Annotated in this window: 19 protein-coding genes; 10 read left to right on the plus strand and 9 right to left on the minus strand. The window is 57.6% G+C overall.

What is annotated here, in order from left to right; all coding sequences use genetic code 11:
• Positions 1–137 precede the first annotated feature (137 nt).
• On the minus strand, positions 138–407 hold the full coding sequence (locus GHO03_RS15415) for a short-chain dehydrogenase (RefSeq protein ID WP_133144930.1): 270 nt from the start codon (positions 405–407) through the stop codon (positions 138–140).
• Positions 408–836: 429 nt separating this feature from the next.
• Here GHO03_RS15415 and GHO03_RS15420 point away from each other — a divergent pair, with 429 nt between their 5' ends.
• Positions 837–2,954 carry a TonB-dependent receptor domain-containing protein gene (locus tag GHO03_RS15420; protein ID WP_133144929.1) on the plus strand — a complete coding sequence of 706 codons (2,118 nt, stop codon included), beginning with the start codon at positions 837–839 and terminating at the stop codon, positions 2,952–2,954.
• Here GHO03_RS15420 and GHO03_RS15425 read toward each other — a convergent pair.
• Entirely contained in the window at positions 2,951–4,033 is a 1,083-nt protein-coding gene (locus tag GHO03_RS15425) for an AI-2E family transporter (protein ID WP_095002103.1), read from the minus strand. The two genes, GHO03_RS15420 and GHO03_RS15425, sit on opposite strands and share 4 nt — an antisense overlap.
• Before the next feature lie 146 nt (positions 4,034–4,179).
• On the opposite strand from GHO03_RS15425, the gene GHO03_RS15430 reads away from it, so the two are divergent.
• The 8 genes from GHO03_RS15430 (at position 4,180) to yegQ (ending at position 12,789) form a co-directional block, all read left to right on the plus strand.
• On the plus strand, positions 4,180–5,475 hold the full coding sequence (locus GHO03_RS15430; RefSeq protein WP_153400153.1) for an OprD family porin: 1,296 nt from the start codon (positions 4,180–4,182) through the stop codon (positions 5,473–5,475).
• A 244-nt stretch (positions 5,476–5,719) separates the two neighbouring features.
• A complete protein-coding gene (locus tag GHO03_RS15435) occupies positions 5,720–6,547 on the plus strand; it encodes an NAD(P)-dependent oxidoreductase (RefSeq protein WP_153327512.1) in 828 nt (275 codons plus the stop codon).
• Between the two features lie 44 nt (positions 6,548–6,591).
• Positions 6,592–7,479: an SMP-30/gluconolactonase/LRE family protein gene (locus tag GHO03_RS15440; RefSeq protein ID WP_153379995.1), complete on the plus strand. Its 888-nt coding sequence runs from the start codon at positions 6,592–6,594 to the stop codon at positions 7,477–7,479.
• 49 nt (positions 7,480–7,528) lie between these two features.
• Positions 7,529–8,512 (plus strand): TRAP transporter substrate-binding protein, encoded by a 984-nt coding sequence (locus tag GHO03_RS15445; RefSeq protein ID WP_095002107.1) that lies wholly within the window; start codon positions 7,529–7,531, stop codon positions 8,510–8,512.
• A 61-nt stretch (positions 8,513–8,573) separates the two neighbouring features.
• The gene (locus GHO03_RS15450) at positions 8,574–9,101 is read left to right on the plus strand and encodes a TRAP transporter small permease (RefSeq protein ID WP_095002108.1); all 528 of its coding nucleotides are present in this window, start codon (positions 8,574–8,576) and stop codon (positions 9,099–9,101) included.
• A complete protein-coding gene (locus tag GHO03_RS15455) occupies positions 9,102–10,382 on the plus strand; it encodes a TRAP transporter large permease (RefSeq protein WP_095002109.1) in 1,281 nt (426 codons plus the stop codon).
• Between the two features lie 88 nt (positions 10,383–10,470).
• Positions 10,471–11,382 carry a DMT family transporter gene (locus GHO03_RS15460; RefSeq protein WP_153400154.1) on the plus strand — a complete coding sequence of 304 codons (912 nt, stop codon included), beginning with the start codon at positions 10,471–10,473 and terminating at the stop codon, positions 11,380–11,382.
• 66 nt (positions 11,383–11,448) lie between these two features.
• Complete coding sequence (gene yegQ, locus GHO03_RS15465) at positions 11,449–12,789, plus strand: tRNA 5-hydroxyuridine modification protein YegQ (RefSeq protein WP_133144927.1); 1,341 nt, start codon at positions 11,449–11,451, stop codon at positions 12,787–12,789.
• Between the two features lie 108 nt (positions 12,790–12,897).
• Here the strand turns inward: yegQ and GHO03_RS15470 are convergent, their stop codons facing one another.
• Both GHO03_RS15470 and htpG read right to left on the minus strand, forming a co-directional pair.
• Positions 12,898–13,626, minus strand: a complete 729-nt coding sequence (locus GHO03_RS15470; RefSeq protein WP_095026113.1) for a dienelactone hydrolase family protein — start codon at positions 13,624–13,626, stop codon at positions 12,898–12,900.
• A gap of 58 nt (positions 13,627–13,684) precedes the next feature.
• Positions 13,685–15,589 (minus strand): molecular chaperone HtpG, encoded by a 1,905-nt coding sequence (gene htpG / locus GHO03_RS15475; protein ID WP_016780177.1) that lies wholly within the window; start codon positions 15,587–15,589, stop codon positions 13,685–13,687.
• Positions 15,590–15,822: 233 nt separating this feature from the next.
• Between htpG and GHO03_RS15480 the strand changes: the two genes are divergently transcribed.
• Positions 15,823–16,092, plus strand: coding sequence for a hypothetical protein (locus GHO03_RS15480; protein ID WP_095019112.1), 270 nt, complete (start codon positions 15,823–15,825; stop codon positions 16,090–16,092).
• 171 nt (positions 16,093–16,263) lie between these two features.
• Here the strand turns inward: GHO03_RS15480 and brnQ are convergent, their stop codons facing one another.
• The 5 genes from brnQ to odhB all read right to left on the minus strand — a co-directional run bounded on the left by brnQ (position 16,264) and on the right by odhB (position 23,063).
• The gene (gene brnQ / locus GHO03_RS15485) at positions 16,264–17,577 is read right to left on the minus strand and encodes a branched-chain amino acid transport system II carrier protein (protein WP_153400155.1); all 1,314 of its coding nucleotides are present in this window, start codon (positions 17,575–17,577) and stop codon (positions 16,264–16,266) included.
• Positions 17,578–18,026: 449 nt separating this feature from the next.
• Positions 18,027–18,908: a succinate--CoA ligase subunit alpha gene (gene sucD / locus GHO03_RS15490; protein ID WP_095002114.1), complete on the minus strand. Its 882-nt coding sequence runs from the start codon at positions 18,906–18,908 to the stop codon at positions 18,027–18,029.
• On the minus strand, positions 18,908–20,074 hold the full coding sequence (gene sucC, locus GHO03_RS15495; protein ID WP_016780173.1) for an ADP-forming succinate--CoA ligase subunit beta: 1,167 nt from the start codon (positions 20,072–20,074) through the stop codon (positions 18,908–18,910). Before sucC ends, sucD begins: the two co-directional genes overlap by 1 nt.
• Positions 20,075–20,300: 226 nt before the next feature.
• Positions 20,301–21,737, minus strand: coding sequence for a dihydrolipoyl dehydrogenase (gene lpdA, locus GHO03_RS15500; RefSeq protein WP_016780172.1), 1,437 nt, complete (start codon positions 21,735–21,737; stop codon positions 20,301–20,303).
• A 105-nt stretch (positions 21,738–21,842) separates the two neighbouring features.
• Positions 21,843–23,063 (minus strand): 2-oxoglutarate dehydrogenase complex dihydrolipoyllysine-residue succinyltransferase, encoded by a 1,221-nt coding sequence (gene odhB / locus GHO03_RS15505; RefSeq protein ID WP_083369842.1) that lies wholly within the window; start codon positions 23,061–23,063, stop codon positions 21,843–21,845.
• Positions 23,064–23,082: the final 19 nt, after the last annotated feature.

Consider the following 23,082-nt stretch of genomic DNA (forward strand, 5'->3'; position numbering starts at 1 on the left):
AGGCCGTACGATGGGGCGAGGACTTTTTGGTTCCTTTTTGGTCCTTCAAAAAGGGACTCGCCGTAAGGGCGAAACCACTATTTCAGTTAGACACAAATGCCGGATATGTACTCAACGTATCAGTTAAACAAACACGATCAAGCGGGCCGCAAGCGCCAGCCCAGCACATCGAGCAGATCACAACCATCGCGCAGCAATTGCGCCGAAACCGTGGCCAGATGTTTGAGATCAACCGAATCGGCCTGCTGCACTTCGCGGCTGGAGAACGATTCCATCAGTTGAGTTACAGCCAGAACGCGGGCGACTGCGTTGGCATGGAGCACATCGAGGGGAGCGCTACGATCGATCAATAACGCGGGGATGGTGCAGTCGATGGCTGTTAACGGGATATACGGTGAATTCGTCATAAGAAAGTCTCTTAAAGTTGGATTTAGCCATCCATTTTTGTCGCCAAACAAAAAAGGTGGCCGCTGTACGTGGGTTGGCGAACCGGTAACTTTAAGAAAACCCGGCAGACCCGAAGATCTCCCACGTACAACTGCCATAAAACATTTCGAGCAAATTACACGCTCAACCGTAAATAGCAATTATGTACTTATTTAAAGTTACTGCGGATCGCCAAACCCGGTCGCCTTATCGGCGAGCACCCACTATAGGCCCCGCATCAGACCTCCAGCAATTGCCAAACCTGTGCGATAAATCCCGAAAAAGCGTGAGCTTGCAGCTTCGCGAGCAGGCTCGCTCCCACAACTGGATTGCAACCGTGACAGTTGCGAGTGATTCCGGGCTTGTATAGGCTGGCGCGCCGCCCGCCCATCGATCTGGAAGCTCCATTAATGCGATCCGTGTTCTCCTCGCTTTTACCTTTGGCACTCCTCAGTGCCACCCCCGCCTACGGCAGTGCCCTGGAACTGGATGAGGTGCAGGTACGCAGCGAAGAAAGCAGCGAACTGGAAGCCGCCCAGAACGCACTCAATGAAGTGCCCGGCGCCAGCAACCTGATCGATATGGCCCGCGTCGAAAACGGTCGCACCGCCAGCAATGCCGATGTGCTGGCCTACCAGCCAGGGGTATACGCGCAATCGGCGGGCAATGACGGGGCCAAGGTCTCGGTGCGCGGCTCGGGCATCAACCGCGCCCCCAGCGCCCACGGATCGGGGCTGTACGTGATGTTCGACGGCCTGCCCCTGACCGGCCCCGGCGGTACGCCCTACGAACTGTTCGAACCGCTATGGTTGAGCCGCGCCGAAGTGCTGCGCGGCGCCAATGGCTTCGACACCGGCTCGCTGGCCCTGGGCGGCTCGATCAACTACGTCACCCACACCGGCTACGACGCCGCGCCATTGCAGGTGCGTTACGAAACGGGCAGCTATGGCTATCAGAAACGCCAGATCAGCTCCGGGCAGGTTCTGGGGGATCTGGACTACTATGTCGCCCTGACCGACTCAGACACCGACGGCTATCAACACCATACCGCTGGCAGCAGCAAAGGCATCGCAGCCAATGTCGGTTATCGCTTCAGTCCACAACTGGAAACCCGCTTCTACCTGCGCTATCGCGAAACCGATAACGAACTGGCCGGGCGCGTGACCAAAGACAATATCAAGCATCACCCTCGCGCAGCCAACCCGGCCTATGTGGCAGGGGACTACAGCCGCCCGCAACCCGGCAGTACCTGGCTGGGCAACAAGACCACGATGTACCTGGATGACGATTCGCAGCTGGAAGTGGGCCTGGTCTATCACGACTACCCGATGGATCTGCGAGAAGGCCCTAACCGTTTGAAAGTTGCCTATACCGATGTCAGCGGCACGCTCAACTACAAGCGCCGCGACACCCTGTTCGGCCTCGAAAGCAACACCACCGTGGGCCTGCGCAACACCAAGCATTTGCCCAACAGTGGTGCATCGGAATATGTGCGTATCCCTGTGGGCAACACTGCAGGCTATGCCCCGGGCACCAAGATTCGCGACTTCAGTTACCAGGGTTCCGACACCGTGCTGCACGCCAGCAATGATCTGGAACTAATCCCCGACCTGTGGCTGACCACCGGCATGGCGCTGATCTACACCCGCCGCGAGAGCGACGTGAGCTACCCCGACAGCGGTGGCAAGGTCAGCCAGCATGACTGGGACTACGCGCCCCGTGTTGGCCTGCGTTACGAGTTCAATCCGAACCTGCAGGTGTACGCCAACCTGAGCCGTTCGGTTGAGCCGCCGCACCCGTGGTCGATGATCTGGGGCTCGCCGTTTACCTTCCCGGTCAACAGTGGCCCGGCTACCGGTCGCCAGAGCACCCCCGTGTCGCTGGACAATCAAACTGCTACTACTCTGGAACTGGGCACCCGTGGCGATTCGTGGCTCGGACAGTGGGATCTGGCCTGGTATTACTCGGCCGTGCGCCATGAACTGCTGAGCGTCGAAACCCAGGCCGCCACTCTCACCCAAAGCCCGATTGTCGGCGAGTCCAACGCCAGCCCCACCGTGCACCAAGGCATCGAAGCAGGACTCAACAGCCTGCTGTGGGAAAGACAAGCAGTGGGCAAGGTATCCCTGCGCCAGGCCTACACCTTCAGCGACTTCCATTACCGTGACGACGAGCGCTTTGGCGACAACAAGTTGCCGGGGATCCCGCAACACTACTACCAGGCCGAAGTACGCTATGACCATCCGCAGGGCTTCTATGCCGGGGTGAACACCCAGGTTGCCTCACGCATGGCGGTGGATTACGCCAACTCGTATTACACCTCGTCCTATATGCTTTGGGGCGCAACCCTGGGCTACAACGCCCCCAAGCAGGACTGGCAAGCCTGGCTCGACCTGCGCAACCTGAGCGGCGAGCGCTATGCCGCTACGGTTACGCCAGGGTATGACGACAAGGGACTGGACGCCGCGCGCTCCACCCCCGGTGAAGGCAGGGGCGCCTACGTGGGGGTTTCCTACAGCTTCCGTTAATCGCCGGACGGGATATCGGCTGGCAACCGCACCTTGCGCCGGGTGCCACTGAACAGGCCCCAGCTGGACAGGAACAGGGCGGCAATCAATGGCCCGATCACAAAGCCATTGAGGCCGAAGATCGCCATGCCGCCCAGGGTCGAGATCAAAATCAGGAAGTCCGGCATTTTCGTGTCCTTGCCCACCAGGATGGGGCGCAGCACGTTGTCCACCATGCCGATCACAAAGACCCCATACAGCGCCAGCACCACACCCTGCCAGACCGAGCCGGTCACTACGAAGTAAACCGCGACCGGTGCCCAGACGATGCCGGCACCCACGGCGGGCAACAGCGACAGGAACATCATCAGCACCGCCCAGAACAGCGCGCTGTGAATGCCCAGTACCCAGAAAATCACCCCGCCCAATGCCCCCTGGGTAATGGCCACCGCCAGGTTGCCCTTGACCGAGGCCCGGACCACACGGCGCAATTTGAGCTGCAACAGGCGTTTTTGCTGTTCGGCAAGCGGTACCGCGTTGCGGATGGTGCGCACCATTTGCTGGCCATCACGAATAAAGAAGTACAGCAGGTACAACATGATGAAAAAGCTCACCACCAGATCAAAGGTGCTCTGACCAAAGCTGAACACCTGGGTGGCAAAAAACTGGCTGCCTTCGAGTGCACCCTTGGATACTTTCTCGCTCAGCCCGTCGATATTGCCCATGCCGAAACGGTCAAGCCAGTCCTGGGCGGTGGCCGGCAGGATATCCTTGAACTGCATGACATAGCTGGCGACGTTGATTCTGCCGCTTTCAACATCCTTGTAGAGCGTTGCCACTTCCTGCACCAGCAAGGTCGTGGTGATGATGACCGGAATGATCGCGATCACCGTACAGGCCCCCAGCGTGGTAAAAGTTGCCAGGTTGCGTCGGCCTTTTAGCTTGAGTAGCAGCTTGCGTTGCAGGGGTGCAAACAGAATCCCCAGGGCAACAGCCCAAAAAATCGCGCCATAAAACGGCAATAAAATCCAGATGAATGCAATTGTGACCAAGGCCAGCAACAGGAGCAGGGTTTTACGTTGCAGACTTGTTTCGTTCATGAGCCATCCATGTCAGTGATGCGAGTAGGAATCTGGTGCACGCAGTGTAGCCGCTGACATTGACAACTCCCTAGACACTCTGTAAATAATCTGCCTGGTTGTACGACGACAGATAACAAAAATAATAATACTCAGGAGCTCTACGGATGATCACACCTACCTGTGCCCCCTCCCTGTTCACTTGCTCAAGAACCTCCCGTGGTACCCGCTCGCTGGTGTTGCTGGGCCTTGGCAGCATGGGTCTGGCGCTGCCCGTCAGCGGTATGGCCGAAGGCTTTATCGATGACACCAAGGCTACATTGAACCTGCGCAACGCCTACATCAACCGCAACTATACCAACCCTGACTACCCGCAAAGCAAGGCCGAAGAGTGGACGCAAAACTTCATTCTCGACGTCAAGTCCGGCTTTACCCAGGGCACTGTCGGTTTCGGAGTGGATGTACTGGGGCTTTACTCGCAAAAACTCGAGGGCGGCAAGGGCACGGTCGGTACTCAACTGTTACCGACCCACAGCGATGGTGAGCCCGCCGATAACTTTGGTCGTTTGGGTGTTGCGGCCAAGGCCAAAATCTCCAATACGGAACTGAAAATCGGCGAGTGGATGCCGGTGCTGCCGATCCTGCGCTCGGACGATGGCCGCTCCTTGCCGCAAACCTTCCGTGGCGGCCAGATCACTTCAAAAGAAATCGCCGGGCTGAACCTCTACGGTGGCCAGTTCCGCGCCAACAGCCCGCGTAACGACGCAAGCATGGAAGACATGTCGCTCAACGGCAAAGGTGCCTTTACCTCCGATCGCTTCAACTTTGCCGGCGGTGATTACAGCTTCAATGAAAAGCGTACCCAGGTCGGCCTGTGGTATGCCCAGCTGGAAGACATCTACCAGCAGCAATTTTTAAACGTGTTGCACAGCCAACCTGTTGGCGATGTGACGCTGGGCGCAAACCTCGGTTATTTCTGGGGCAAGGAAGACGGTAACAAACTGGCGGGGGACCTGGACAATAGAACCGCCTACGCCCTGCTGTCGGCCAAATACAAGGGCAACACTCTGTATGTGGGCCTGCAGAAAATCAGTGGCGACGATGGCTGGTTCAGGGTCAATGGCACCAGCGGCGGAACCCTGGCCAACGACAGCTACAACTCCAGCTATGACCTGGCCAAGGAGCGCTCCTGGCAAGTGCGTCATGACCTGGATTTCGCGGTGCTCGGCGTCCCCGGCCTGACCATGATGAACCGCTATATCAGTGGCGATAACATCCACACCGGCAGCATCACCGATGGCAAGGAATGGGGCCGCGAATCGGAACTGGCTTACACCGTACAGGCCGGTACGTTCAAGGACCTTAACCTGCGCTGGCGCAATGCGAGTATCCGGCGCGACTACAGCACCCACGAATTCGACGAAAACCGCATCTTTATCAGCTATCCGTTGTCGTTGCTGTAAGTCATGTCTGTGCCATCGGGGGGCGCTTGCGACCCTCACCCCTGCCCTCTCCCAAAGGGAGAGGGGGCTGATGTGTGGTGTTACGCAGAACTGCTTTTGCCTTTAGTCCCCTCTCCCTTTGGGAGAGGGTGCTTTTGGTGAATAATCCAGATCACTTGTGCATTGACAACCACCGCAATGACTGTGAATAATCCAACCCAAGTCATACGACAACTGACAATAACAAGTACGACAGGGCCCTTTGATGACAACCACACACACTGTCCAAACCCCCTTCAATCGCCTTCTCCTCACCGGTGCTGCTGGCGGTCTGGGGAAGGTGCTACGCGAAACCCTCAAGCCCTACGCCAGGGTGCTGCGACTTTCAGATATCGCCGCAATGGCTCCCGCTGCCGACAGCCGCGAGGAAGTGCTCATCTGCGACCTTGCCGACAAACAGGCCGTCCACCAGCTGGTTGAAGGGGTAGACGCCATCCTGCACTTTGGCGGTGTCTCGGTGGAGCGCCCGTTCGAAGAGATCCTCGGCCCCAATATCAGCGGCATTTTCCATATCTACGAAGCGGCACGCCGGCATGGCGTCAAACGGGTGATTTTCGCCAGTTCCAACCATGTCATCGGGTTCTACAAACAGGACCAGACCCTGGATGCCCACTCCCCGCGCCGGCCTGACAGTTACTACGGGCTGTCCAAGTCTTATGGCGAAGACATGGCCACCTTCTACTTCGATCGTTATGGCATCGAAACCGTCAGCATCCGCATCGGTTCCTCGTTCCCCGAGCCGCAAAACCGCCGGATGATGAGCACCTGGCTGAGCTTTGCTGACCTTACACAGCTGCTCGAGCGCTCGCTGTACACGCCGGATGTCGGCCACACCGTGGTCTATGGCGCCTCCAACAACCTCAATGTGTGGTGGGACAACCGCTATGCCGCCCACCTGGGTTTTGAGCCCAGGGACACCTCTGAAGTGTTTCGCGACAAGATCGAAGCTCAGCCGATGCCTGCGGCCAATGACCCGAGCATGGTTTACCAGGGCGGTGCCTTCGTGGCTGCCGGCCCGTTTGGCGACGAATAAATACGCCCCTGCCACCAAAACAAGATCACAGAGGTCGAGGCATCATGACAGCTGAACTGATTCTCGATGCACGTAATGCCACCGGCGAAAGCCCGGTCTGGAGCATCGCGGAGCAGGCACTTTACTGGGTGGATATCCCGGCAAAACGCTTGCATCGCTGGAGCCCCGCCGATGGTAAAGAGCACAGTTGGCAAGCCTCGCAAATGCTCGCCTGCATTGCTCAGACAGGTCATGGCAGTTGGATCGCCGCGATGGAAAACGGTCTGTTCGCTATCACCCCTCACGCCGATGGCAGCCTCGACAGTCGTTTGCTGGCCAGCGTGACCCACGCCCTGCCAGGCATGCGCTTCAACGATGGCCGCTGCGACCGCCAGGGCCGCTTCTGGGCGGGCACCATGGTGATGAACATGGCCGCCGGCGCCCCGGTGGGCGCCATGTACCGCTACAACGCAGGCCAGACCGAGCCGCTCACTGCGCAACTGCAGGGCTTGATCGTGCCCAACGGCCTGGCGTTCAGCCCCGATGGCAAAACCTTATACCTGTCGGACTCACACCCGGACGTGCAAAAAATCTGGGCTTTTGACTACGACACCGACACGGGTACCCCTCACAACCGTCGCCTGTTTGTGGACATGAGCGAGCACCCGGGTCGCCCCGATGGCGCCGCCGTGGATGCCGAGGGCTGCTACTGGATTTGCGGCAACGATGCCGGGCTGATCCATCGCTTTACCCCGCAAGGCAAGCTCGACCGCTCCCTGACCGTACCCGTGAAAAAACCGGCGATGTGCGCTTTTGGCGGCGCTGATCTGGACACCCTGTTTGTGACCTCGATCCGCCCTGCAGGCGATCTCGCCGACCAGCCGTTGGCAGGAGGCGTGTTTGCCCTCCGCCCCGGGGTCAAGGGCTTGCCGGAGCCACTACTGAATAACTGACAACCGATCCAACACCTTGAAATAACAAAAACAATATTTGGAGTGACCCATGGATTTCAAACGCACCCTGCTGATTGCTGCTCTCCCCCTGGCCTTCTGCCTCTCAGGCGTGGCCCAGGCCGAAATCAAGATCAAGTTCGCCGAGGTTCATCCCACTGGCTATCCGCCGGTGCTGGCCGAACAGGAAATGGGCAAAAAGCTTCAGGAACAGAGCAACGGCGATATTTCTTTCAAGATGTTTGCTGGTGGCGTACTGGGTTCAGAGAAAGAAGTAGTCGAACAATTGCAGTCCGGCGCGGTGCAGATGACCCGGGTCAGCCTCGGCATCCTTGGTCCGGTAGTACCGGAAACCAATGCCTTCAACCTGCCGTTCGTGTTCCGCGACCAAGCCCATATGCGCAAGATCATCGACGGCGAAATCGGCCAGGAGATGCTGGATAAAATCACCAACTCCGACTTCAATATGGTCGCGCTGGCCTGGATGGACGGCGGCACACGCAACCTGTACACAAAAAAACCGGTACGTGAGATTGCCGACCTCAAAGGCATGAAAATCCGCGTACAAGGCAACCCGGTATTTATCGACACCATCAACGACATGGGCGGCAATGGCATTGCCATGGCCACCGGCGAGATTTTCAGCGCCCTGCAGACCGGCGTGATCGATGGCGCAGAGAACAACCCGCCGACCTTCCTTGAGCACAACCACTACCAGAACGCCAAGTACTTCACCTGGACCGACCACCTGATCCTCCCCGAGCCGATCGTGATCGCCAAGACCACCTGGGCCAAACTCAGCCCCGAGCAACAAGCCCTGGTGCAAAAACTGGCCCGTGAAGCGCAAATGGAAGAGCGAGTGATCTGGGACAAAAAATCCGCGGAGAGCGAAACCAAGCTCAAGACCGCAGGCGTGGAATTCATCACCCTCACCCCGGAGCAGAAAAAAGCCTTCTACGACGCCACCCAGCCGGTTCGCGACAAGTACGGTGCCAACTACAAAGATCTGATCTCGCGCATCGAAGCCGTCCAATAAGCCAGTCCGATAACGCCGCCGCAACGGGCGCAAGCCCGTTTGCCGCGTAGTGGTGAGCCCCATGAAAAATACCGTACTGCGCTTTAATGACTTGCTGTACAGGGCCTGCATCGGGATCGCCGGTTTGTCGGTGCTGACCATGACCTTGATCATCCCCTGGGGCATTTTTGCCCGCTACGTGCTGGGCAGCGGCTCCAGCTGGCCCGAGCCCACCGCCATTCTGCTGATGGTGGTGTTTACCTTCTTTGGCGCTGCCGCCAGCTACCGTGCCGGTGCCCATATGGCAGTGGCGATGGCGGTCGAGCGCATGCCGGCCCATGTCCGCAAACTGGCCGCGGTGCTGGTGCAAATCCTGATGGTCATCGTCTGCCTGTTCATGACGGTCAAGGGCTTCAAACTGTGCGCGACCACCTGGAACCAGTTTCTTGGCGAAATGCCGGGTTTGCGCGTAGGCATCTCCTATTTGCCTATCCCGCTGGGCGGCATCGTGACCCTGATCTTCGTCCTGGAAAAACTCTTCCTGGGTGACCAAAGCCACCGCCGTGCCGTGCGGTTCGACATTGTAGAAGCCAGCGAAGAGGCCGTATAAATGGACGCTTTCGTATTGTTGGGCAGTTTTATCGCCCTGATCCTTATCGGCATGCCGGTCGCCTACGCGCTGGGCCTGTCGGCACTGGTCGGCGCCTGGTGGATCGATATCCCGTTCGATGCCCTGATGATTCAAGTGGCTGGCGGGGTTAACAAGTTCTCGCTGCTGGCCATCCCGTTTTTTGTCCTGGCCGGTGCCATCATGGCCGAAGGCGGCATGTCACGTCGGCTGGTGGCCTTTGCCGGGGTACTGGTAGGGTTTGTGCGCGGCGGCCTGTCGCTGGTCAATATCGTCGCCTCGACCTTCTTTGGCGCGATTTCCGGCTCTTCCGTCGCCGACACCGCTTCCGTGGGCTCGGTACTGATTCCGGAAATGGAGCGCGCCGGTTACCCCCGTGAGTTCTCCACGGCGGTAACGGTCAGCGGCTCGGTACAGGCTTTGCTCACCCCGCCCAGCCACAACTCGGTGCTGTACTCGCTGGCAGCGGGCGGCACGGTATCGATTGCTTCGCTGTTTATGGCCGGGATCATGCCGGGGTTGTTGCTCAGCGCAGTGATGATGGGCCTGTGCATGATCTTTGCGCGCAGACGCAACTACCCCAAGGGTGAAGTGATCCCGCTGCGCACCGCGCTGAAAATCGCCGGTGAAGCGATGTGGGGCCTGATGGCCATGGTCATCATCCTTGGCGGCATCCTCACTGGCGTCTTCACTGCCACCGAGTCGGCGGCGGTCGCGGTGGTGTGGTCGTTCTTCGTCACCATGTTCATTTACCGCGACTACAAGTGGCGTGATCTGCCCAAGCTGATGCATCGGGCGGTGCGTACCATTTCCATCGTAATGATCCTGATCGGCTTTGCTGCCAGCTTCGGTTACATCCTGACGCTGATGGAAATCCCGATGAAGATCACCACCGCGTTCCTGACCCTGTCGGATAACCGCTACGTGATCCTGATGTGCATCAACGTCATGTTGTTGTTGCTGGGCACCGTGATGGACATGGCGCCGCTGATCCTGATCCTCACCCCGATCCTGCTGCCGGTGATCATCGGTATCGGTGTCGACCCGGTACATTTTGGCATGATCATGCTGGTCAACCTGGGCATCGGCCTGATCACACCGCCGGTGGGCGCGGTGCTGTTCGTGGGTGCAGCCGTGGGCAAGGTCACCATCGAAAACACCGTTAAAGCACTGCTGCCATTCTACCTGGCACTGTTTATGGTGCTGATGCTGGTGACCTACGTTCCGGCCATCTCGCTGTGGTTGCCAAACCTGGTGCTGTAACCCCGCCTTACCCCTGTGGGAGCGAGCAAGCCCGCTCCCACAGGGATATTAAAGCGGCTCTATTTCCAGCCAAGGAGGCTGGTTGCTTATGTCTGCTCCTGCGTTGTTCCCCCGCCATATCGCAGTATTGATTCTGGTACTGCTGGCCTGCGCTTTTGCGGGCAATCATATCGCCGCCCGGATTGCCTTCGACCACGACACCGGTTTGCTGCTGGCGATTCTATGTCGTGCTGGCGTGACCTTGCTGGTATTGACCGGCCTGGTGCTGTGGCAGCGTGAACGCCCCCGCCTGCCCCCCGCCAACTGGCGTTGGCAATTGCTGTTGGGATTGCTGATCGCAGCACAAAGCTTCTGCATTTATTCAGCCGTGGCCCGTATCCCCGTGGCCCTGGCATTGTTGATCGGCAATATGGCGCCGATCCTGCTGGTACTGCTGACCTGGGCCCTGGGCGGTGCGGCACCCACCCTGCGGGCGGCACTGCTGATGGGGTTGATCATGTGCGGCCTGGTGTTTGCCCTCGACGTGCCCGAGCGTTTGTCCAGCCAGCACAGTACCGAGGCACAGTGGCTCGAAGGCATCCTCTTCGGCTTTGCTGCTGCTTGCGTGTTTGCCTGTGCGCTATGGATCACCGATCACAAACTCTCGAGCCTGCGCGGTACGGTGCGTAGCATGCTGACCATGCTTATCGTATTTTGTGCGGCAGCCCTGGCCGGGGTCAGCGGGGTGCTGCCGGGCGGGGTGTCGCTGCCCTCCTCGTCTACCGGCTGGACAGCCCTGGCCTTTCTGGTTGCGCTTTACGGGCTGGGCTTCTGCCTGTTGTTTATCTGCATGACGCGGCTGAACATGGCCCGCAACGCACCGGTAATGAACGTCGAACCGGTGGCGAGCCTGCTGTTTGGCTGGCTGATTCTTGACCAGTTGCTCAGCAGCGGCCAGATCATCGGCGGCCTGATTGTGGTCGCGGGCATTGTGATGCTGACCTGGCCGCGCAAAGCATAGATCCAGATCAATAGCCGGGAGCAAGGGCTCGACTACCATCGCGCCTTTTTTGCGAACGAACTGACTATGCGCCTTGCTCCGCCCGAACTCCTCGCCCCTGCCGGCACCCTGAAAAATATGCGCTATGCCTTCGCGTATGGCGCCGACGCGGTGTATGCGGGCCAACCACGCTACAGCTTGCGCGTGCGCAACAACGAATTCGACCACACCAACCTGGCCATTGGCATCGCCGAAGCCCAGGCTCAGGGCAAGCGTTTTTACGTGGTGGTCAATATCGCCCCGCACAACGCCAAGCTGCGTACCTTTCTCAAGGATCTGGAGCCGGTGATTGCCATGGCACCGGATGCGCTGATCATGTCCGACCCGGGGCTGATCATGCTGGTGCGCAAAAACTTCCCCCATGTGCCGATTCATTTGTCGGTGCAGGCCAATACCGTGAACTGGGCCAGTGTTGAATTCTGGCGCCAGCAAGGCCTGAGCCGCATCATCCTGTCCCGGGAGTTGTCGCTGGAAGAGATCGAAGAAATCCGTCAGCAAGTACCCGATATGGAGCTGGAGATTTTCGTACATGGCGCGCTATGCATGGCCTACTCCGGGCGCTGCCTGTTATCTGGCTACATGAACAAGCGAGATGCCAACCAGGGCAGCTGCACCAATGCCTGCCGCTGGAAGTACGAGGCCAGACCGGGTACAGAAAACGAGCTGGGCAATATCGTCAATGTGGTTGAGCCTACCCTGGGCGTAGGTGCACCCACTGACGAAGTATTCGTGATGCACGAATCCCAGCGCCCGGATGAACCGATGACCGCGTTCGAGGACGAGCACGGCACTTACATCATGAACTCCAAGGATCTGCGCGCCGTGCAGCATGTGGCACGGCTGGCCGAGATGGGTGTGCATTCGCTGAAGATCGAAGGCCGCACCAAGTCGCACTTTTACTGCGCGCGCGCCACTCAGGTATATCGCAAGGCGATTGATGATGCAGTGGCAGGTCGTGAATTTGATCGCAGCCTGATGACCGATCTGGAGTCACTGGCCCAGCGTGGTTATACCGAAGGGTTCTTGCGCCGCCATGTACACGATGAATACCAGAACTACCTGCATGGCAGCTCGCTGTCCCATCGTCAGCAGTTTGTCGGCGAATTGACCGGTGAGCGTCGCAACGGCCTGGCCGAAGTCAAAGTGAAAAACCGATTTGCTTTGGGCGATCATCTGGAGCTGATGACACCCCACGGCAACTATCACTTTGATCTGGAACGTTTGCTTAACAGTGCAGGCTTGCCGACCCAAGTGGCGCCGGGTGATGGCCACACGGTGTACCTGCCGATCCCCGAACAGGTGGACTTGAACTACGGGTTGTTGATGCGGGATTTGACGGTGAGCGAGGTGATGGAACGCTCGGCGTGACCACTGTGGGAGCGGGCCTGCTCGCGATAGCATCGCCCGGTGTTGTCTGACAGACCGAGCCGTCAGCATCGCGAGCAAGCCCGCTCCCACAGACTGTCGTGATTGCGATTAATCGCGAAACACTTCATCCAGCAAGTTATGCATGGCGGTGAACGCCCGACCCGCAGTTTTGGCGTCGTACATCATCTTGCCCGGCACATTGGCGTGGGGGTCAGTGAACGAATGTACTGCGCCGCCATAGCTGGTCAACTGCCAGTCCACACTCGCCGCGTTCATTTCGGCTTCAAATGCCGGTAACTGCTCGCTTGGCACCAATGGGTCCAGCGCCCCGTGCAACACCAGCACCGAGCCCTTGATGCTCTGGGCATCGATCGGGTTAGGTGTGTCCAGCGTGCCGTGGAATGACACCGCAGCTTGCAACGGTGCACCGCTGCGTGCCAGTTCCAGTGAACAGCACCCGCCAAAACAGAAACCAAAGGTTGCCAGCTTGTTGCTGTCGACCTGGGCCAGGCCCTGATTTTTCAGCATGTCATACGCTGCCCACATACGCTTGCGCAGCAAGGCACGGTCATTCTTGAGCGGCATCATCGCCGCACCGGCCTCGTCGGCGTTGCCGGGCCGGGTGCCCTGGCCATACAAATCGGCGATCAGTACCACATAACCCTGTTCTGCCACCGACTTGGCAATCTCTTCGGCGCCTGCGCTGATGCCCATCCAGTTGGGCGCCATCAGCAAACCCGGCAACGGGTCTTCACGGCTCGGATCAAAGGCCAAACGGCCTTCGTAAGGTTGGCCGTCGATTTGATAAGCCACAGAGCTGACCGAAATGGATTTCATCAAAAACTCCTGAATTTGAAACAAAAAAAACCCGCCGAAGCGGGTTTTTATAGCGCGGTTAGACCGACAACTCTACTAACAATTTGTTTAGCCGACGGACATAGGCCGCAGGGTCTTTCAAACTGTCACCGGCTGCCAGGGCTGCCTGATCGAAGAGGATGTGCGACAGGTCGCCAAAACGCTCTTCACTCTGCTCTGCATCGAGTTTCTCGATCAGCGGGTGAGCCGGGTTGAACTCGAAGATAGGCTTGGACTCAGGCACTTTCTGACCGCTGGCTTCGAGGATCTGACGCATTTGCATGCCCAGATCCTGCTCACCAATGGCAAGAATCGCCGGGGAATCAGTCAGACGATGCGACACGCGCACTTCGCTGACGCTCTCACCCAAGGCAGCCTTGATGCGCTCAACCAGACCTTCTTTGGCCTTGGCCACTTCTTCTGCGGCTTTCTTGTCCTCTTCCGAGTCCAGATTGCCCAGATCGAGGTCACCACGGGCCACGTCGACAAAGCTCTTGCCGTCGAAGTCGCTGAGGTAGCTCATCAGCCACTCGTCGATGCGGTCGGTCAGCAGCAGGACTTCGATGCCTTTTTTGCGGAAGACTTCGAGGTGCGGGCTGTTTTTAACCTGCGCGTAGGTTTCGCCGGTCAGGTAGTAAATCTTGTCCTGACCTTCCTTGGCGCGGGCCAGGTAGTCGGTCAAGGAAACATTCTGTTCGCCGTCGTCGCCGTGGGTCGAAGCAAAACGCAGCAGACCGGCGATTTTTTCCTTGTTGGCGAAATCTTCGGCCGGACCTTCTTTCATCACCTGGCCGAAGTTTTTCCAGAAGCCCTGATATTTCTCAGGCTCGTTCTTCGCCAGTTTTTCCAGCATGTCGAGTACACGCTTGGTCAGCGCCGTCTTCATCGAGTCGATGATCGGGTCTTTTTGCAGGATTTCCCGCGACACGTTCAGCGACAGGTCGTTGGAGTCGATCACGCCCTTGATAAAGCGCAGGTACAGCGGCAGGAACGACTCGGCCTGATCCATCACGAAGACACGCTGCACATACAGCTTCAGGCCTTTAGGCGCTTCACGCTGGTACAGATCAAACGGTGCACGGGCCGGAACGTAGAGCAGCGAGCTGTATTCGAGCTTGCCCTCAACCTTGTTGTGGCTCCAGGCCAGCGGGTTCTCGTAGTCATGGGCAATGTGCTTGTAGAACTCCTGATATTCCTCGTCCTTTACTTCAGTACGAGGACGGGTCCACAGGGCACTGGCACGGTTAACGGTTTCCCATTCCAGTGCAGGCGCCTCTTCGCCTTCGGCAACGGTCTGCTCTTTAGGCAGTTCGATAGGCAGGGCGATATGGTCGGAGTACTTCTTGATGATGTTGCGCAGGCGCCAGCCGTCAGCGAATTCGGATTCGCCAGGCTTGAGGTGCAGCACGATTTTGGTGCCGCGGTCGGCCTTCTCGACGGTGGCCACTTCAAACTCGCCTTCGCCCTTCGAAGACCAGTGCACGCCCTCGCTTGCCGGGGTACCGGCACGGCGGCTGTACACGTCAACCTTGTCGGCAACGATAAAGGCCGAGTAGAAACCCACGCCGAACTGACCGATCAGATGCGAATCTTTTTTCTGGTCGCCGGTGAGGTTTTTCATGAAGTCGGCAGTGCCGGACTTGGCGATCGTACCCAGGTGGGTGATCACGTCATCGCGGTTCATGCCGATACCGTTGTCTTCGAGGGTGACGGTGTTGGCGTCTTTGTCGAAGCTCACACGGATTTTAAGCTCGGCACCGCCCTCCAGCAGATCTGGCTTGGACAGTGCTTCAAAACGTAATTTGTCGACAGCATCAGAGGCGTTCGAGATCAGTTCGCGAAGGAAGATTTCCTTGTTGGAGTACAGCGAATGGATCATGAGGTGCAGCAGTTGCTTGACCTCGGTCTGGAAGCCCAGGGTTTCTTTTTGAGTTTCCACGCTCATTGTTATCAAACTCCGATTGGATGGCAGTGGCCACGCCCGTAAGGGTTAGCGGCGGGATGTGATGAAAGTTGGGGCCAATGATGCAAATTTCAAGGGCCGAACCAGTGGCTCAAGTTTTTTACCAATAGTTTCCGCCCGCGCTGCTTTACTTATATATGTGTTCGAGCATGGAACTTAAGCCATCAGCCCATGCTCAAACGCCCCGTAGATCTACTCATAAGGAGAAACACCCCATGCGTAATACTTTTGCTGTTGCCTTGATGCTGGCTGCTTCGCTTGGCCTGGCTGCCTGCGACAAAAAATCCGAAGACAAAGCCCAGGACGCTGCCCAGCATTCTGAGCAAGCGCAAGAAAAAATGTCTGAAGCACAAGACAAAGTAAACGACGCGGCCAAAGAGAACGCCGAAGCTGCAAAAGCACAAGCCGAGTCCAATAAAGCCGCTGCTGAAGAAGCCGGCCAGACTGCTCCGGTTGCACCTGCGGCAACTACAGAAAGCAAGTAACACGACTTTCTGCGATATAAAACCAAGCCCGCCAAGTGCGGGCTTTGTTGTATCTGAACGTTAATGGCTAGTGTTTGCATGCTTGAACACACGCCCATTAAAAAAGCCCTGCATCCATTAAGATGCAGGGCTTTTTTATTGACTCGGCAACGCTTTTGGCGAACCGGGTAATTACGCCATTGCTTCAACTCGTTTGCCCAGCAGACGGTCGCAGATTACTGCGCCCAGCAGGGTCACAAGACTAGGCACCAGCCACGCCAGGCCCTGCTCGCTAAATGGCATATTGGCCAATTGGGCCGGAATCCACTCACCCAGGCCAGCACCTTTAAGCGCGTCGATCGAGCCAAAGAAGAACGACACCAGCATGACCGGACCAACGATCCGGCTCTGGGCATTCCACAGGCCTTTGCAGAAACTCAGCGCCACCAACACGATGCAAGGCGGGTAGATCGCCGTCAGCAACGGGATGGAAAACGCAATCAACTGGGTCAAGCCAAGGTTCGACACGGCCAGCGAAAACAGCGCAAGGATGATCACCAGCGTCTTGTAAGACAGTGGCAGCACAGTACTGAAGTATTCAGCGCAGGCACAGGTCAGGCCAACGGCCGTTACCAGGCAAGCCAGTGCAATCAGTACGGCAAGGAAACCGCTGCCCAGCGAACCGAAGGTGTGTTGTACATAGGCGTGCAGTACCGCCGCACCATTGGTTGCACCCGTCGCCACTTCATGGCTGCCCGCACCCAGGCGGAACAGGCTGATGTAGACCAGCGCCAGGCCGACACCGGCGATCAGGCCGGCAATGATGGCGTAGCGGGTAATCAGCTTGGGTGATTCAACACCACGGGAACGGATGGCATTCACGATCACGATACCGAACACCAGCGCACCCAGGGTATCCATGGTCAAGTAGCCATTGATAAAACCCTGGGAGAACGGTGCGGCCACGTACTCGGGGGTCGCGACGCCAACATCACCTGCAGGCAAGGCAACGGCAGCAATGCCGAGAATGGCCAGGGCGATGATCTTCAACGGAGCAAGGAAGCGCCCTACCGTGTCCAGCAGGCGACCCGGGTACAACGACACGAAAAACACGATCAGGAAGTACACCGAGCTGTACAGAAACAGCGCCAGTGAGCTTTCACCGGTCAAAGGTGCCAGGCCGACTTCAAAGGATACGGTGGCGGTACGCGGGGTCGCGAACAACGGGCCAACAGCCAGATAGGCCACGGCTGCCAACAAGCCCCCGGCGATCTTGCCGATCGGGCTGCTCAGTGCGTCCATGCCGCCACCGACCTTGGCCAGGGCAATAACGGTGACTACCGGCAGACCGACTGCGGTGATCAGGAAGCCCAATGCAGCCATCCAGACGTTAGGTCCGGCCTGCAGGCCAACGATTGGCGGGAAAATGATGTTGCCTGCCCCAACGAACAGGGCAAAAGTCATAAACCCAAGTGCCAGGATGTCCTGGCCTTTCAATACTTTCATTACGGAAATACCACACTACTGAATCGGGATTTAGAGGGGAATTTCCCGTGCGGATGTGGGAAATGCTGTCGATCCGTATAAGACCAACCCTTCTAGCGCGTGGCTTCCTTTTGGGATGCACACGCAGAACTGCGGAATGCTGGCAAGATTACCGAGTTTTTTCCTACAGCGCACTGTTAGAGGGCGGACTGTCCGATGAACGAACGCAGTTGTCGCCTGGACGACATCGAAAAATGCTTTGGTGTGGTTTTGCCTGCCCTGGATAGCTCAAAACCGCACGTTGTGGGAGCGGGCTTGCCCGCGATGGTAACGACGCGATTTATCTGAATGACCGCGGCGCCTGCATCGCGAGCAAGCCCGCTCCCACAAGGGTTTTGCTTGACCCCAAACGCACAAAGGCCACCCGAAGGTGGCCTTTGCCTGGTAGAGCAGTCAGTTAAGCGCGAGGCTTACTTCATTGCCCAGCCAGTCAGCTCGGACAGAGCCTTGCCGATGTCTGCCAGCGAACGCACGGTTTTTACGCCTGCGTCTTCCAGGGCAGCAAACTTCTCGTCTGCAGTACCCTTGCCGCCAGAGATGATTGCGCCTGCGTGGCCCATGCGCTTGCCTGGAGGGGCAGTCACACCAGCGATGTAGGAAACAACCGGCTTGGTCACGTTTGCCTTGATGTAGGCAGCCGCTTCTTCTTCAGCCGAACCGCCGATCTCACCGATCATAACGATCGCTTCGGTCTTCGGGTCTTCCTGGAACAGCTTCAGGATGTCGATGAAGTTGGAACCAGGGATCGGGTCACCACCGATGCCTACGCAAGTCGACTGGCCGAAACCGGCGTCAGTGGTTTGCTTTACAGCTTCGTAAGTCAGGGTGCCGGAACGCGACACGATGCCTACTTTGCCTGGCAAGTGAATGTGACCTGGCATGATGCCGATCTTGCATTCGCCTGGCGTGATAACGCCCGGGCAGTTAGGGCCGATCAGGGTAACACCCAGTTCGTCGCACTTAACTTTGCAGTCCAGCATGTCCAGGGTAGGAATGCCTTCAGTGATGCACACGATCAGCTTGATGCCGCCGAACGCTGCTTCAAGGATCGAGTCCTTGCAGAAAGGAGCCGGTACGTAGATAACGCTGGCGGTTGCGCCAGTTGCTTCTACGGCTTCTTTCACGGTGTTGAAAACAGGCAGGTCCAGGTGAGTGGTGCCGCCTTTGCCCGGAGTAACGCCACCGACCATCTTGGTGCCGTATTCGATGGCTTGCTGGGTGTGGAAGCTGCCCTGCGAACCAGTGATGCCCTGGCAGATAACTTTGGTGTCTTTATTGATCAGGACGCTCATTACTTGCCCTCCGCAGCTTTAACAACTTGTTGAGCAGCGTCGGTCAAGCTGGTAGCAGCGATGATGTTCAAACCGCTTTCTGCCAGTACTTTAGCGCCCAGATCAGCGTTGTTGCCTTCAAGGCGCACAACTACCGGGATTTTCACGCCGACTTCTTTCACTGCACCGATGATGCCTTCGGCAATCATGTCGCAACGAACGATGCCGCCGAAGATGTTAACCAGCACTGCTGCGACATTGCTGTCGGACAGGATGATTTTGAACGCTTCGGTAACGCGTTCTTTGGTAGCACCACCGCCAACGTCGAGGAAGTTGGCTGGCTTGCCGCCATGCAGGTTAACGATGTCCATGGTGCCCATGGCCAGACCAGCGCCGTTAACCATGCAGCCGATGTTGCCTTCCAGCGCTACGTAGTTCAGTTCGAACTTGGCAGCGTGCGCTTCGCGCGGATCGTCTTGCGACGGATCGTGGAAAGTTTTCAGCTTAGGCTGACGGTACATGGCGTTTGCGTCGATGTTGATTTTGGCATCGAGGCAGTGCAGATCGCCGTCAGTCTTGATAACCAGCGGGTTCACTTCCAGCAGGGCCAGATCGTGATCCTTGAACAGTTTGGCCAGACCTACGAAGATCTTGGCGAACTGAGCAACTTGCTTGCCTTCCAGACCCAGCTGGAAAGCCAACTCGCGACCCTGGAATGGCTGTGCGCCAACCAGTGGATCGATCGTTGCTTTCAGAATTTTTTCTGGAGTGTCGTGAGCGATTTTCTCGATGTCCACGCCACCTTCGGTGGAAGCCATGAACACGATACGACGGCTCGAACGGTCAACGACAGCGCCCAGGTACAGCTCTTTAGCGATATCAGTGCACGACTCAACCAGGATCTTGGTGACCGGCTGACCATTGGCGTCAGTCTGGTAAGTCACCAGACGCTTGCCCAACCACTGTTGTGCGAATGCTTTAGCGTCTTCTTTGCTGCGAACCAGCTTAACGCCGCCCGCTTTACCGCGACCACCTGCGTGAACCTGGGCTTTTACAACCCATTCGGTCCCACCGATTTTGTCGCAAGCTTCTGCGGCTGCTTCCGGGGTGTCTACTGCATAACCCTTGGATACTGGCAGGCCGTATTCAGCGAACAGCTGCTTACCCTGATACTCGTGAAGATTCATGCTTTTTACCGTCTTCGTTAGGTACTGCGCATTCGGCGCTGCACTACTATTAGTGCCGCACCACCTGTGACTGCTGCTTGTGCTGTTTCAACAAACCCGACATCCGCTTGAGCGGAGCCGGGCCCGGTTAAAACAAGACAAGACTGCGTCCGGCGGAAGTTCCGCGGTGAGGCTTGCTAGCAAGGCTCACGACGGGCAAACCGCCGTGGTTTCTTATTGTCTGGTCTTAACGTTTCTTACGGTTGGCAATGTGGATGGCGCCGCCATTCACAGCCAGTGCTGCTTCGTGCAAGGCTTCGGACAGGGTCGGATGGGAGAAAACCATCATGCCCAGATCTTCAGCGCTGGTGCCGAATTCCATACCGATCGCGCCCTGCTGTACCAGCTCTGCAGCGCTCGGGCCAATCACGTGGACGCCCAGTACGCGGTCAGTTTTGGCATCAGCAATGACTTTGACAAAGCCACCGGTGTCGTTTGCTGCCATGGCACGGCCACTGGCGGCGAACGGGAAGGTGCCGACGTTAACCTCAACGCCTTCAGCTTTCAAGGCCTGCTCGGTTTTACCAACCCACGCGATCTCCGGGTGAGTGTAAATAACCGATGGAATCAGGTCGTAGTTCATCTCGGTCTTGTGACCTTTGATGCGCTCGACAACCATGATGCCTTCTTCGGAAGCCTTGTGTGCCAGCATCATGCCGCGAACCACGTCACCAATGGCGAATACGCCCGGTACGCTGGTTGCGCAATGATCGTCAACAAACACGAAACCGCGCTCGTCGATGGTCACGCCGCTGTCAGCTGCCAGCAACTCGGTAGTCACCGGACGGCGACCCACGGCTACGATCAGCTTGTCGAAGGTGATGGTCTGTTCGCCGTTGGCGTCGGTGTAGGTCACAACGACTTCTTCACCGTTGACCTTGGAACCGGTGACGCGAGCGCCCAGCTTGATGTCCAGACCTTGTTTGGTCAGGGTTTTGTAGGCTTCTTTCGAAACGGCAGCGTCAGCAGCCATCAAGAAGGTGTCCAGGGCTTCCAGAACAGTCACTTCAGCGCCCAGACGGGACCATACCGAACCCAGTTCCAGACCGATCACGCCAGCGCCGATAACGCCCAGACGTTTTGGCACGGACTGGAATTCCAGGGCGCCGGTCGAATCAACGATCACGTTGTTGTCGACTGGAGCAGGTGGAATGTCGATCGGACGCGAGCCCGAAGCCAGAATCACGTTCTCGGCTTCGATGATTTCAACGCTGCCGTCTGGCTTGGTCAGCTCAACACGCTTGCCGGCCAGCAGTTTGCCGTGGCCTTGCAGGGAAGTAACGCCGTTGGCCTTGAACAGGGTCGCAACGCCGGAAGTCAGACCTTTAACGATGTTGGCTTTACGGCCAACCATCGCAGCAACGTCCATCTTCACTTCACCGGTGGTGATGCCGTGGATGGCGAATGCATCCTTGGCTTCGTGGTACTTCCAGGAGCTGTCCAGCAGCGCCTTGGATGGAATGCAGCCAACGTTCAGGCAAGTACCGCCCAGCGCCAGTTTGCCTTCCTTGTCGGTGTATTTTTCGATGCAAGCAGTCGAAAGGCCCAGTTGCGCGGCCTTGATGGCTGCAACATAGCCGCCAGGGCCCGCACCAATCACTACAACGTCAAATTTCTGAGACATGAAAATAGATCCTCTATTAGCTACAAGCTGTCAGCAGCAAGCTGCAAGCCAAAGCCAGACTGCTTTTTCCCGCAGCCTGGCACCTGAAACTTGCAGCAGCTTCTATTAGATATCCAGCAGCAGACGAGCCGGGTCTTCCAGCAGGTTTTTGATTGCTACCAGGAAACTTACAGCTTCTTTGCCATCGATCAAGCGGTGATCGTAAGACAGAGCCAAATACATCATCGGACGGATAACTACCTGACCGTTGACTGCCATTGGACGCTGAAGGATGTTGTGCATGCCCAGGATCGCGGCTTGCGGCGGGTTAACGATCGGGGTCGACATCATCGAACCGAAAGTACCACCGTTGGTGATAGTGAAAGTACCACCGGTCATTTCGTCGATCGACAGTTTGCCGTCACGGGCTTTTTTACCGTAGGCAGCGATGCCGCCTTCGATTTCAGCCAGGCTCATCAGTTCGGCGTTACGCAGAACCGGAACCACCAGACCACGGTCGCTGGAAACAGCTACACCGATGTCGGCGAAGCCGTGGTAAACGATGTCGGAACCGTCGATCGAGGCGTTAACGGCCGGGAAGCGTTTCAGTGCTTCGGTAGCTGCTTTCACGAAGAACGACATGAAGCCCAGGCGTACGCCGTTGTGGGACTTCTCGAACAGATCCTTGTACTTCGAACGCAGTGCCATGATTTCAGTCATGTCCACTTCGTTGAAAGTGGTCAGCATCGCCATGTTCGACTGAGCTTCAACCAGACGCTTGGCCACGGTGGCACGAACGCGGGTCATCGGAACGCGTTTTTCTACGCGGTCGCCAGCAGCGAATACCGGAGCGGCAGCGGCAGGTGCAGCGGCCTTGGCCGGCGCAGCAGCAGGAGCGGCTTTTTTGGCAGCTACCGCAGCAACTACGTCTTCCTTGGTCACACGACCGCCTTTGCCAGTACCGGCAACGGAAGCGATGTTGATACCGTTTTCTTCAGCGATCTTGCGTGCAGCCGGAGCAGCAACAGGATCGTCTTCGCCATCGGCAGCCGGAGCAGCAGCCTGGGCGGCCGGTGCAGCGGCAGCAGCAGGAGCGGCAGCAGCAGCGCCGCCTTCAACGATGGAGCCCAGCACTTCGTCGGACAGAACGGTGTCGCCTTCGTTCTTGACGATAGCGCCCAGCACGCCGTCAGCAGTGGCCAGTACTTCCAGCACTACCTTGTCGGTTTCGATGTCGACAATCAGGTCGTCGCGCTTTACAGCGTCGCCCGGTTGCTTGTGCCAGGTGGCAACGGTGCCATCGGCAACCGATTCCGGAAATGTTGGGGCTTTGATCTCGATAGCCATGTTCTTTGGTTCCTTAAAT

It is taken from the genome of Pseudomonas sp. FSL R10-1339, assembly GCF_009600545.1.
Taxonomy (GTDB): Bacteria; Pseudomonadota; Gammaproteobacteria; order Pseudomonadales; family Pseudomonadaceae; genus Aquipseudomonas; species Aquipseudomonas bubulae.